This is a genomic window from Atopobium sp. BS2 (assembly GCF_000565075.1).
Lineage (GTDB): Bacteria > Actinomycetota > Coriobacteriia > Coriobacteriales > Atopobiaceae > Lancefieldella.
In genome coordinates this window covers 1-13,204 of record NZ_JDFG01000034.1, presented here as the reverse complement: position 1 = coordinate 13,204, position 13,204 = coordinate 1, and the positions used below count along the sequence as shown (strand labels likewise).

Genomic DNA, 13,204 nt, shown 5'->3' with positions numbered 1-13,204 from the left:
CAGCAAGAGCTTTTATTTGCGCTTAAGGACCGCCATAAAGTGAGCATCACAATCAGCAGATGCAAAAGCCGTCTGCAAAAATCCCTCTGGTGTAATGCACGTATCGAGAAACTCTTGTGCTTCTGTCGTTAAGCATGCGCGCGCGGGGCACTCAAAAAGACTTTGCACCTCAAAGTGAGAACCCTCTGAACTTGCAAGAAAATCGTCAATAACCTGCTGATTCTCTGAATTTGAGAGCGAACACGTCGCATAGACTAAATAGCCACCAATCTCTACACGACTGCTGCAACTCTGCAAGAGTTTGGTTTGTAAAGCGGTAAGCTCTCCGCCGTCATACAAACTTTCTGGTGACAAATTCCACGCAATCTCTGGATGACGACGAAGGGTGCCCAAACCAGAACAGGGAGCGTCAATAAAAACCACATCAAAGCTCTGATTAAGCTCCTCTGGAACCTCTGGTGACACAAACAGTGTAGCGTCAAACGTGAGTGATGTAACCTGATCTGAAAGGCCAGCAGTTTTCAATCTTCTTTTTGAAACGTGGGACTTTCCCTTTACAAGTTCAACAGCGGTTATGTGGGTATTCTCTTTATCAAGCGCCTCAAATGCGTGAGAAAGCAACAAGGATTTGGTTCCTCTGCCTTGTCCAACCTCAAGTATTTCTTGGTCTACATAAGATGCCGCGAGAAGTGCCACAAGCTGAGAAGCTAAATCTGCAGGAACAAGCTGAACTTTCTTTACATATGCGTCAACGTTAAGTTGAGCAGGATTTTTTACCTCATACACATCTGGCAGAACTGTTTGCTGTAGCTCTAAAGAGCTGCTCTGCAATTGCTGCTCTGATACGTTTCTTTGTAAGACATACACAGGAGCGGGGTTCTTTAAATTAAGAATGAGCTTTTGAGCGGCAGACTCTCCCAGCGACTCAATAATCTCCAAACAAATCCACTCAGGAATGCCTGACGCCCACGAAAGCTCTGAAGGCGTTTTGGGATTCTTTGCACGCGTAAGCTGAGCTTCTTTTTCAGAAATTTTTCTAAGCACAGCATTTGCAAGACCAGAAGAACGCTTTGAGATAGACTTTACCAGCTCAACACCTTGGCTAATGGCGGCGTCACGTCTAGTCTCTAAATATAAAACCTCAAATACAGCAATACGGAGAGCGTCCTGTACCTTTGGCTCTAGATGAATACCTGACTTAAGATGATTCCTCAGAGCTTGATCAAGTTTGCCCTTTGTGAGGGTAGCCCCTAGTGCAAGGCGTGTAGCAAAAGCTTTATCTTGAGCAGAAAGCTCCGAGAAGTCTTTTGACTCTCGTAAGTAATCACGAATACGTAAATTATTGCGTCTACACTCAAAGAATGCCTGATAGGCCACTCTTCGAGCAGGAGTTAAGGTGGCCATTATTGAAGCATCTGCCAGGTCATCTGGGACTTCTGAAGTCCTGCGGCAAATGATTTTGCATCCATAGAGCGCTTGCCATCTGGACGCACCTCAAGAAGCTCAAGAGTTCCTTCAGCACAGCCAAGGAACAACCCATGATCTTGAACAGCAACCAAGCCTTGAGTAACAGAAATATCACTTGGAGCTAGTTGAGCGGAGAGAACGCGCAAAGATCTGCCACCAACCGAAGCGCGAGCAGGAGCGGTATCAGACGAAGCCTGAACCCTCAACGCATTTACCTGGGCTGAGTCTTCTGGAGCAAGCTTCATTTCTTGCTTAGTAACTTTAGGAGCAAACGTTACTTCTCGCTCATCCTGTGCATGCCACTCAAGAGAGCCTTCCTTGAGGTCAAAAAGAGCCTGTGACAGGGCATCAGCACCTAGTTGTGCTAGAGCGTCAGTGAGCTGCTCAGTATTTTTGGAGCCTACCTCACACGATGCTTGCTTGCACCAATCTCCTGCATCAAGTTCATGAGCAATTTTCATGATAGAAACGCCAGCGACTGCATCACCTGCGAGAATTGCGCGCTGAATTGGAGCGGCTCCTCGCCAGCGAGGCAGCAGTGATGCGTGTACATTCAAAGCACCATAAGGTGCAAGAGAGATAACTTCGTCTGGCAAAATACAGCCAAAAGCAACCACACAGAGCGCTTCTGGTTGTACCTCTTGCATGGAAGAAATTACTTCTGGAGTCATGCGGTTTGCCTCAAGAACGGGTAATCCAAGCTCTTGTGCGCATTCTTTTACGGGAGACGGCTCAAGCGTTTTGCCACGACCGCGAACAGCGTCTGGCCTTGTAATAACCAAAGCAACCTGGTGATCATGGGCAAGTTTTTTGAGCGACGGAACAGCAAAATCTGGAGTTCCCATAAAGACTACGCGCATGCCAACTCCTAATAGTCAGTTTGACCAGGACGGGCACCAGAAGCCAGTGCCTCTTTATACTCCTGCAGTATCTCCATACGAGCACCTGGTCCCAGGTGATCTGGCATGGTTATGCCGTTGATGTGGTCAATCTCATGCTGCAAACAAACGGCGAGAAGATCTCCTTCTGCCTCATAACGCATCAGATCACCATCGAGGTTATATGCGTGAACAACAACATGACTTGGGCGCGTAACCGGAACGGTAATGCCTGGGAACGAAAGGCAGCCCTCTTCATATACACGAGGCTCACCATCTGCAACTTTAATCTCTGGATTAATGAGCACAAAAGGGTTCTCTTGACCGTTTGGATAATCAACATCGATGACTACCATGCGTTTCATATAGCCAACCTGAGGTCCAGCAAGACCAACGCCATCGGTGGCATACATAACCTTGAGCATATGCTCGGCCATCTTGCGAACGTCGTCGTTAATATCGTCAATCTCTTCGCACTCTTGGCTCAGACGAGGGTCTGGCCAAAGTACCATATCATCAACTTCAGAACTCATAACTTTCCTTACATCATGTCGTAAGCATCAACATCTAATGTCATGTTGATACCCACTCTTTTATCAAGTGAAGCAGCACATTCAGAAAGAATTTCTCCTACCTGAGCATCCACGGGGGCCTTTACCAAAATATGCCTGCGATACTTATCTTTTACCTTGGCTTTTACACAATCAGCAGGACCCAAAATCTCCCATCCTGACTGTAAATCTAACTTCGCGTGAAGAGCCTCTGCCATCTGATCTGCGACGCGGCGAACTTCTTTTTCTGGGGCGCCCCAAAAAAGCACATTAGACAAACGCGAGAAGGGCGGGTAAGCCCCTTCTCTTCTCTCTTTAAGCTCTGCATCAAGAAACGGGCGTCTGTCATGTGTAACTACAGAAGCAATAGCCGGATGTGTTGACCAGTACGACTGAATGATGACCTTACCTGGCTTTTCTCCCCTGCCCGCACGACCAGCAACCTGCTCTAGCAAGTCAAATGTTCTCTCTGCCGCCCTAAAATCTGGCAACTTAAGCATGGTATCGGCATTGATAACGCCAACCAAGGTGACATCAGGGAAATCCAGGCCCTTTGCAATCATCTGCGTACCAATGAGCACCGCTCCAGGGGTTGCATCAAAAAGCTCAAGAAGACGCTGATGTTCGCCCTTTTTGGCCGTAGTATCGGCGTCCATACGAATAATTGGCGCATCGCTGCCAAGCAGAAGCTTGAGCTCATCTTCTACACGCTGTGTTCCCACACCATATGCACCCATATAACGGCTGCCGCAGTTTGGACATTTGCTGGAAGGGTTAGGATACGCATGCTGAGACCACTGTCTGCCGCAACTGTGACAAACCAGAGAATGCGTGCGCTCATGATACGTGAGAGACGTCGAGCAGTGCGGACACTCGGGCACACAGCCACACTCACGACACATCAAAAAGTTTGCGAATCCTCGACGATTAAGGAGTAGAACGCTTTTCTCGCCACGTTCTGTTGTCTCCTGCAAGGCCTCAGCAAGAGCTGCCGAGAAGACCGATCTGCCTCCGTTTTTAAACTGGGAAGCCATATCAACTACCTGGACCTGCGGAAGCACCGCCACACCAGGCCTCTCGGTCATGGTAACGCGCGTCCATTGAGTGCCACGCCAACTTCCTTGAGCCGTTCGATATAAGCTCTCAAGCGAAGGTGTTGCAGAGCCAAGTACCAGCGCGGCTCCACGCAAGCGCGCCATCTGAGCAGCGACTTCTCTTGCGTGATAGCGTGGGAGCGAATCTTGCTTGTATGAAGCCTCGTGTTCCTCGTCAATGATGTACAGTCCGAGGTTTTGGATGGGCGCAAACAGAGCAGATCGTGCACCTACTACCACGCGAGCTCTACCCTGTCTGATTAAATCCCACTGATCAAAGCGCTCGCCAAGCGAAAGCTTTGAGTGAAGAACGGCTACCTGCTCGCCAAAACGCGAACGGAATCGGCCAACTGTTTGCGCGGTAAGAGAAATCTCAGGGACAAGCACCACAGCACCCTTGCCAGCTGCTAAGGTCTTCTCAATAGCAGAGAGATACACCTCGGTTTTACCCGAACCCGTTACGCCATCAATGAGCACGACATCGCCCTGAGCAGCAGTTTGTGCAGCCTCGATTGCTGCAAGAGCAGACTCTTGCCCCTCAGTAAGTTGCTGAGGACGAGGTGCTACGCCACTTGAAAGCGTGGTTCCCAGACCATCATGGCTTCCACGGATTTGTCGCTGTGTGCGCACCTCAATAATGCCTTTTTTCTGCAGCGCAGTAACCGCACTACGCGCTCCTGGAATGATAGCCGAGAGCTCGGATAACCTCATGGCGCCTTGCACCAGAGCCTCAAGTACCGAACGTTGCTTGCTTGCATTTGCCGAAGGCGTAAAGTCAGCCGCCTTTTCTGTCAGCTCAGCCCAGCGTTCATCAACAGGACCGGACTTCTCGCAAACAAGCTGCCAGGGAGATTCTGTATCTTTTCTGGTGACTTTAACCTTTTGGCCAGGCGCTAAAAAAGGATGCAATGCGTCTGCATAACTACAGGCGTATTCTTTGCTCATCCATTCTGCTACCTGTGCAGACTGCTCATCAAATGCTGAATCTGCTAGAACTTGTGTTATTGGAAGGACGCGCGAAACATCTAAACCTAAAGATACGCTGTCTGAAATGCCTACGACATAGCCAACCACTTGCCTGTGAGAAAACGGCACCAAGACCGTTGTTCCCACAACCGCAGCCTTTTCCAAAGATTCTGGAATGGCGTAGTCAAACGTGCCAGAGAGAGCACGAGTTGGTATGTCTAGAACAACATGTGCAAAAGGCACGTTCTTGCCTCCTTAAAGCCGTGGCTGATGGTTTACATCAAACGTGTAACGAGCAACGTGTGGCTGACCAGCTTCTTCAACCTCAACACAAACAAATGCGCACTCAACCTTAGTAAATCCGCGTTGCATCAAGACGTAGGCATAGAAGTTTGCCTGCATCTGATGATGCTCATAAATCTGAGTTGCACTAAGGCCCTTATCGCCTGTTTTATAGTCAACTACCAGCGCATCTTTGCTTCCCTTATTATAAGCGAGAAGATCGATGGCTCCTTCTACATAGTTCCCATATTCAGAATCAACCTGCAGCGTAAAAGGAGACTCCGCAATAACCACATCATGAGCTAAAGCTTCCTGCCTGATTGCAGAATTGCTCCACAGTTCAAGTGCTTGTTTGACTCGTGATATCGCTCGCTGAGGAACACTGTTCTTCAAGCACAATCTATCAATAGTTTGTTCATCAACCTTAGACTGAGTCTCAACCATAATCTGAGCAAGCTCGTGGAAGGCTGAGCCCAGGTTGGTTGGGTCAACTCCATCGTCAGCTAATGAACCAGCCAAAACTGCGGAAGCCTCAGTTTCTGGTTGAGGGTTATCTGCATCATATTCCAGGCTTTGTGCCTGGCGCTCTTCCTCAAGGGCCTTGTTATTCTCGCCCTTGAAGTTCTCTGCCATTTGTTGGTGAGCAGAAGAATAACTAAAGAAGCCTTCTCTCTGGTCATACGTAGCTTCTGGTGTAACGCTCAGCTGAACCTTCTCATAGAGGTCAAACGTTTCTTCAGCTTGAGGGTTTTTCTCTTCACTTAGGTTGCTATCAGAAGGTTTAGGCTTACCACCAAAAGGTTCAACCAACTCTAAACCTTCAACATGAATCGGCTCATCCTTCTTGCCAGAACCCTGAACTACACGCATACAACCAGCAAGATTTCCACCATATTCAAACTGATGCTCTCCAGCAGAAAGTGGCGGCTCTTCAAACAAGGCATCTGTTATCTTGCGTGTATAACGAGGACTAATTCCCTCTTTAGTAAGGTCGATAGTTGAAGTAAGAATGACTGCTTCGCGAGCGCGTGTTAAAGCAACATACAGACGGCGATTCTGTTCCTGCTCATCAAACTCATTCTCTTGTGTTTCCAGGAACATTCTCCACTCAAGAAGGTTCTTACACTCATCAAGGCTTGTAGGAACCTCATGACAGCCGTCATACAATTCATGAAGTTTTTTAGAACTGGTTGAGAATGCAATCTGATATGAATCGTCTTTTCTAACATGCAGAAATGGTTCACCACAAGCGCCTGCCTTAGGGCCAGACACAGCTCCTACAACAGCAACAACAGGAAATTCCAATCCCTTAGAAGCATGAATGGTCATAAAAGTTACGGCGTTTTGAGTGCTGCAGTGAAGCACTTTTGGCGACTCTTTAGCCGTGTTACACCATTGACTAAACGCTTTTGCGACTGAAGCTACGCCAATGCTCAGCTCCTTTTGCAAGCTATCAATTTGTTCAAGAGCTGCAAAGATATTTGCAATCTTTGACTGCCCCTCATTCCCCATCTTTTGAAGGCGAGAAATCCATCCGGCATCAAGAACTACCTTTTTAATGACGTCTGAAACTCTCTTGTTTGAAAGAGAGCTACGAGCGTTACTCAACACCTCTAAAGCATTTTTGAGCTTTGGACTTATCTCAAAAGGTGGATTAAATGCGTCATTTACCACTGACTCTGCAATATCTCTATTGGTAATCCTCTGACCATTTTCTCCAAAATTAGTGCCCAAGAGAAGCAGGTCAGACGCATCAAGGCTAAAAATCTCACTCGAGAGTACAGGAAACAGTCCCTCGTATGAATCGTACATATTTGCGAGTGCTTGTAAAAGACTACCAATCAGCTGAACCTCAGGCTGCTCACCAAACGTTGAAGCTCCAGAGACCACGCTTTCAATTCCAAAGGTACGAAGTGCCTCAATATAGGGCTGTGCCTTTTTAACTGATTTCATCAAAATTGCAACATCTTTTGCTTGGATCTTCTCATCCTGCATAAGCGTGTTGATTCTATCTGCAAGTTGATACGCAACAAGCTGGCTTCTTGTAACGTCATCGCCTGGCTTAGAATTTCCTGACTTTTCAAATTTTGTGACTTCAAAATATACGCGTGGCGAATGAGCAATGAACGGAGTTGCAGGTTCTTCTCGCCCAGCAGACAGATCCATAAAGTTAGGAATCATGCCGTCAGCGCTGCAAACCTTTGCAACAAATCGCAAAATTTCGTTGTGACTGCGGAAATTATCTACAAGACGGGGTTGCAAATCTTCTGAAACCTCTGCTTGACGTCTAAAGAACACATCAACATCAGCACCGCGGAATCGATAGATTGACTGCTGCGCATCACCAACTGTTGTGAGATATTGAGCATCTTTACCTGAGAGACTCTTAATCATCTGCACCTGTTGCTGGTCCGTATCTTGGAACTCATCAACCATTACAAGCTTGAATTTATCCGTGTAAACAGCTGCAATCTCTGGATGCTCTTCGAATACCTTTGCCGTTAGATGCAAAAGGTCATCGTTATCAAGGCCGCCAACAGCAAGTTTCTTCTGTTTAAAGAGCTTGTAGACCTGCTCTGTAACATCTTTTAGACTCTGACCCTCAGACATGTCCTGAATAAGTCCAAATAAAGCGCTACAAACCTTAAGCCGGTATACAGCTTCATCTTTTACATTTTTTATTTCTTTTGAAGAACGGATGGCCTTAACGGCTTTTCCCAGAGCCTCCCAAAACGCCTGGTCAAAATCAGTGAGCGAGAGAACCAAGTGTTGCTGCAATTTACTTGAAAGCTCAGATTGAACATTTTGTAGCTGTTCTGCTTCATCTGGTTTTGTGGCAGAAATTGCAGCCCTTAGCGCTTCGAGTGCACCGCAGAGACTCTCAAGCTCCGCTTTTAGAACTTCCAGGTCAGAGCTATCCCCTACAAACGAAATAGCATCCATTCCTACAGGAGATGACTGAGCGTACGAAATCAGCGTTTCAATACGAGACTTCAGTGCATCTCTGTTCCCTGCATAGGTTGAGAGAAACTCTGCATAGCTTTCATCTTGCGAAAGCTCTCTGAGTACTTCTTCAATAGATATATTGACCAGCTGATTTCTGGTCATGTCGTCAATGATTTCAAACTCAGGATCAAGACCTAAATCAAGTGCATGAATCTTTAAGATTCTGCTGCACATACCGTGGATAGTACTAATCCACGCATCATCAACCTGCAACGCAGCGCTATGAAGACCTTCTTTTTCTAGAGCTTCTCTAACGCGCTCTTTAATTTCTGTAGCTGCGGCATTGGTAAACGTAATAATCAATGCCTGATCAAGGCTATTCAGATACGACTTTCCGTCAGCTCCCGAACCTTCTTTTAAAGCCCACACAATTCTCTGCGTAAGCGTAAAAGTTTTTCCTGAACCTGCACCTGCTGCAACAAAAAGAGGCTTATCAAGCGTCTTGATGGTCTTCTCTTGACCAGGCGTATAACGTGTGTCAGCCATAGTAGCTTACCTCCTCTTGTCGCACAGTTTTACTGGACAATACTTACATGCATCCTTATCGCAAGGATTGGCTCGAACATCTCCAGAAAGCATGGCTTGAACCTTCTGAGCAATTAAACTCTCCCAAGCGTCCAAGTAGTCTGCAAACTCCGCTGAGTTTTGAGACACAACCATAACTGCCTGGTCCCTAAGCTTTTTATCTTCCGGATTCATGTTCCAAATATGTTCTGTTGCCGCTTCTGTTGCCATGCCTGCAAGAGCAAATGAAGGCTTATCTTTTTGCTCTTTGGTGCCCAGATAAATTGCAGCAACTGGCTCAAGCTTATACTTGGTGAGCTGTTTTCTCATAATCTGAGCATATATTGCAGACTGTACATGCCTTGGAAGGATCTCTTTTGAAAGCTCACTATCCAGGCTTAGCTTTGCTGAATAAGCCTTCAGATCTTTTGTGGCCTTGTGTTTATAGTCAATAATAAGTGCCTGACCATGAGCGTTTACATCTACGCGGTCAATCGAGCCTGTAAATTGAGCTCCTGCATACTCAACAACATTTTCTTCTCTACCAAAACGAAGCTCAAAAAACCTGGGCTGATAGCCAATAAAGTGCGAAGCTTCAAACTCGAGAAGATCCTTGAGATTTTCTCGTATATTCTCAACCTGTTTTCTTTCTTGAATGCTATGCGGAATAAGCTCATTTGAAGATGCTCGGTTAATGTTGTTGAATTGCTCATCCCAGACCTGGGCAAAACAGCTGTCTAACACTTGTTTTGCATGATCTAGATTATCAGATGTAATCCTAGATCCAGGAATGTCTTGTAAAAGCGCAGATTCAACCACTGAATCAACTTCAGCCACATCACAACCAAGTGATTCAGCTAAAAGTGTTGCGTGTGTTAGCTCCAAAACACGATGGATAAAGGTACCTATCTGCATTGGAGCAAAGTCAGTGTCTACCTGAGAAATTTTGATTCGACGTTGCGTAAACCACTTGTAGGGACACTCAAGATACGTCTCAATCTGAGAAGCGGAAAGAAGCGGTAGCCCTTCTCGCGTGACCTCTATAAGACCCTGTAATTCCTGCTCAAGAGTCTCCCTAGTCAAATGACGTGGGAGTACCACGATATTTTTTAGTTTAGGGTCAATCTCACCAGACTCGATTGTTGGGAGTTCTGTAACACGTTCTGGGTCAGTAGCTTGAGGCAACAGGTTTACCAACACCTCTTCTTCTCCGCGTGCAACCCCTGTCTTCTTTTCATAGTCTTTTGGATAGCATGCTTTAACCTCACTGAGAGCTACTGCGTTAAAGACATCTTTTTGCTCAACCTTCTCAAACGCAACGCTGGTAGAAGCAGTTGTAAGCGCCGTATAAAAATCTCTTTGATACCGTGCAAACTCTGATACCTTAGACGTTTTACTCGCATGGCGAACAAACTCTTGAAGCGCACCATCAGATGCTTTAACACCAAAATTCAGCGTATCCATACCCTGGAAAATGACAGTATCAAAAGAACGTGGCTCAAAAGAATGAGCTTGGCTCACAGGAGCTATCAGCACCTGAATATCAGACTGAATACCATTAGAAACAGGCATCATGACCGTCTGGTCTTTGCAAAGCTCAATAAAAGATTTGAGTGTCTGAGGAGTGAGCTTTAATCCTGCCTCATGCAACTCCTGTGCAGAAGAAACAATCTTGTTCATTACCTTAAGCGACTCTTGGTTTTGAAGAGACTGAAGCATCAACTCTTTAGACTGAGCAGCCTCTGACTGCTCGTCAGATGTTTCTGCAGAAAGGTATTCAATAATGCGTTGAGCAGCAGAGCCAATTCTGCCAAGCTCAAGGCTCTTGATGGTCTCTGCGCATAAACGTGAGCTCATAGCTGCTTTAGAAAGCGTCTCAAGCACTCTGGTGGCATACAGCGTTCTATTTCCGCGCCAGCTTTTATCCAGCATCCACGCGCGCTCAACGCTTATGCCTGAAATAGGAGAAATCAGATAGTCCGTAAGAGTACGTGGAGGCCACCACGACATATCCCCCATCTGATGGTCAGATACCTGATAGTCAATGTTTTTCTCGAGCTCTGCACGTTCACTGAGTGTGGCGTACGCATCAATCAAGCTAGCAAACGCGCTGCCTGCAAGTGAATCTTGAATGCGCACCGAACGCTTGTAGTGAGCAGCAATTCCCTTAGCCGCAAGCTTCTGCGAAAGTGCGTCCCAAACCTTTTGCAGATTTGAGGTGTATACCGCAAAGCTCTTGCTACCAGACTCAACGCGCTGAGAGATATACCTGCTTATAGACTCTGCCTCGGCATGCTGGCCCAGCGGCGACAAAAACGTTACTGCACCGCTCGGCGTAACCTCATTGCCCTCCTTGGCCCTGAACACCCTGGCGAGAAGATCGGTGAGCTCCTGGCTTTTTGCGGCTGGCGCAAGCCCCGTATCCACACGACAATCGCATCCCGGGCCGCCAACCAACTCTAGTTGCTGCCCTGCTGCATAACCTGCAGGTCCTTCGGGCGCGTAAAGGGAAAACACCACGTCCCGCTTCTGCGACAGCTTGCGTACAAACTGAAGACGCGCCTCCGAAAGATCTTCAACTCGCGAGAAAACCAGCGCAGGTCCTTGCGCTGGGATGGACTGTAGCAGGTAATCCAGACACTGACACACCTCAACGTAAGACTTTTCTTCAAGCAGCATATTGTAGCGCTCTAGCACCTTACAAGCACTCATCTGACCAGCAGAAAGTTGACCAGAGACCACAATCTGATTAAGCTCTGTAAGATACTCTGGAGCAAGCTTAGAAAGAAGCTCCAAGGTACCCTTGCTCGTAGTTAAAGTGCTTAGCTCATCAGCAGACATTCCATCCAGAATCTGCTGGAAAAATACCTTGCGAAGCGTATTTGAAAGCAGACGGTCTGAGCTTCCATATAACTTCCATTGATCGCGCATCCACTCATCAAAAGTTGAAACATTCACGCCAACAGAAAGCTCTTGGATGGCTCCAAGCTGCCTCTTAACTAACAACACGGTATCGGAAGAAGGCACAATAAGCTGAGCAGACCCCCGCCTCTCAAGTGAAGCCCTTAGCTGCTCTTGAATAGAGTTTGATAAGAAAGCACCTGTTTGTTGTTTGTACAGAAGCAAGCCCATACGTCACCTCTCCGATTTTTCTTACTTCTAAAGTTACCACGCACACCGGACATAAATTAGAATCAAACTAAACAACAACTAAAAATCCCGTATCAAAAGGATTTTCATGATTATTTTGCTTCCACCATCGTCAGGAAAAACTGCGCCCACCTCGGGTCCTTCTCTTGATCTCTCATCGCTTTTGTTTGGCTCTGAGCTTACCAGCTGTCGAGAAGAACTCATCAAGGACTTACACCAGGTATGTTCTCACGCAAACGCAGCTCAGATGCTTAAAATTGGTCCTAATACCGTCGGTGACATAGCCGACAACCTAGACGTCTATGAAGCTCCAACCACAACCGCGCTCAATCTCTATACTGGCGTACTTTTTGAAGCTGCAAAATTTAACCAAACACTTGAAAACGCCACGTTAGAAAACACGCAGAAAACAGTCACATTACCAGCAGATATCCTTAACTCAGAAATCATGATTTTCTCTGGTCTCTGGGGAGTTGTAAGACCGCACGATCTTCTCCCCAACTATAGACTGTCTGCCTCAATCAAGCTGCCCACCGTTGGTACCGTTGCAACTTACTGGAAAAAGCAGCTTAATCCCCTGTTAAACGCCGCTCTGAAGGATCAAATAGTTGTGGATTGCCGCTCGGGAGAATACAGAAAGATGTGGACGCCTTCGGCAAGGCATCCTTGTGAGCTGTTGCAAGTTGTTGTTCAGCGAGAAGATCCTGGTACGGGAAAGCGCAGTGTAGTGTCACATAATGCAAAACACATGCGTGGTGTACTTGCAGGTGCCCTCTTTGAACAACGCGCAAATGGAAAGCTCTCTGAAGAAGTCAGCGTGTCTCAAATTGTAGAAATTGCAAGCAATCTACCAGGCATTATTGACGTTGACGTAAGCACAGCAAATGCTTCTGGAGAAGCAACGCTTACGCTAGTCACTGGTCGCTAGTCACTGCTCAAAACTATGCCAAACTTTTCAAAATAGACCTGCATAATTGAACTGCCTCCCATTTCTTGGACACGAGAAATAGGAGTCAGTTCAAAACACACCTAAGTCGGATAATCTGTCAAAAAGACGTATACATGACGCAGAAATTACCACAAACATGCAGATTATCTGACTTAGAAGTGTAATATGCCCTCATCTGAGCAGATTATCTGACTTAGGTGTGTTCTATAGATACAGAATTCATCGATAGTTAAATTTCTTATATAAGTCTATTCATGTTTAAGCATATTAGATGAAGTTTATGCATAGAGATGCATATCAGGTAGTGCAACCACCTAGCTGCCTGGCTATCTTGATTAGGAACATGTCGATTCTTCA

The 13,204-nt window shown here is 46.5% G+C and carries 7 protein-coding genes; 1 reads left to right on the top strand and 6 read right to left on the bottom strand.

Going from position 1 to position 13,204, the window contains the following annotated elements; translation table 11 throughout:
* Positions 1–12 precede the first annotated feature (12 nt).
* The 6 genes from HMPREF1492_RS04425 to HMPREF1492_RS04400 are packed head-to-tail and all read right to left on the bottom strand — an operon-like array spanning position 13 to position 11,880.
* On the bottom strand, positions 13–1,404 hold the full coding sequence (locus HMPREF1492_RS04425) for an RsmB/NOP family class I SAM-dependent RNA methyltransferase (RefSeq protein WP_035436348.1): 1,392 nt from the start codon (positions 1,402–1,404) through the stop codon (positions 13–15).
* Entirely contained in the window at positions 1,404–2,327 is a 924-nt protein-coding gene (gene fmt, locus HMPREF1492_RS04420; protein WP_035436345.1) for a methionyl-tRNA formyltransferase, read from the bottom strand. The genes HMPREF1492_RS04425 and fmt overlap by 1 nt, the downstream gene beginning before the upstream one ends.
* Positions 2,328–2,335: 8 nt before the next feature.
* Complete coding sequence (def, locus tag HMPREF1492_RS04415; protein WP_035436342.1) at positions 2,336–2,878, bottom strand: peptide deformylase; 543 nt, start codon at positions 2,876–2,878, stop codon at positions 2,336–2,338.
* 8 nt (positions 2,879–2,886) lie between these two features.
* Complete coding sequence (priA, locus tag HMPREF1492_RS04410; RefSeq protein WP_035436339.1) at positions 2,887–5,199, bottom strand: replication restart helicase PriA; 2,313 nt, start codon at positions 5,197–5,199, stop codon at positions 2,887–2,889.
* A gap of 12 nt (positions 5,200–5,211) precedes the next feature.
* Positions 5,212–8,730 (bottom strand): UvrD-helicase domain-containing protein, encoded by a 3,519-nt coding sequence (locus HMPREF1492_RS04405; protein ID WP_051479399.1) that lies wholly within the window; start codon positions 8,728–8,730, stop codon positions 5,212–5,214.
* Between the two features lie 6 nt (positions 8,731–8,736).
* Positions 8,737–11,880: a PD-(D/E)XK nuclease family protein gene (locus HMPREF1492_RS04400; protein ID WP_035436336.1), complete on the bottom strand. Its 3,144-nt coding sequence runs from the start codon at positions 11,878–11,880 to the stop codon at positions 8,737–8,739.
* 106 nt (positions 11,881–11,986) lie between these two features.
* Between HMPREF1492_RS04400 and HMPREF1492_RS04395 the strand changes: the two genes are divergently transcribed.
* On the top strand, positions 11,987–12,826 hold the full coding sequence (locus tag HMPREF1492_RS04395; protein WP_051479398.1) for a YaaA family protein: 840 nt from the start codon (positions 11,987–11,989) through the stop codon (positions 12,824–12,826).
* Positions 12,827–13,204: the final 378 nt, after the last annotated feature.

Coding starts and splice junctions, on each gene's coding strand:
- def (WP_035436342.1), bottom strand. CDS start 2,878: ATGAGTTCTGAAGTTGATGATATGGTACTTTGGCCAGACCCTCGTCTG.
- HMPREF1492_RS04400 (WP_035436336.1), bottom strand. CDS start 11,880: ATGGGCTTGCTTCTGTACAAACAACAAACAGGTGCTTTCTTATCAAAC.
- HMPREF1492_RS04425 (WP_035436348.1), bottom strand. CDS start 1,404: ATGGCCACCTTAACTCCTGCTCGAAGAGTGGCCTATCAGGCATTCTTT.
- HMPREF1492_RS04395 (WP_051479398.1), top strand. CDS start 11,987: ATGATTATTTTGCTTCCACCATCGTCAGGAAAAACTGCGCCCACCTCG.
- fmt (WP_035436345.1), bottom strand. CDS start 2,327: ATGCGCGTAGTCTTTATGGGAACTCCAGATTTTGCTGTTCCGTCGCTC.
- HMPREF1492_RS04405 (WP_051479399.1), bottom strand. CDS start 8,730: ATGGCTGACACACGTTATACGCCTGGTCAAGAGAAGACCATCAAGACG.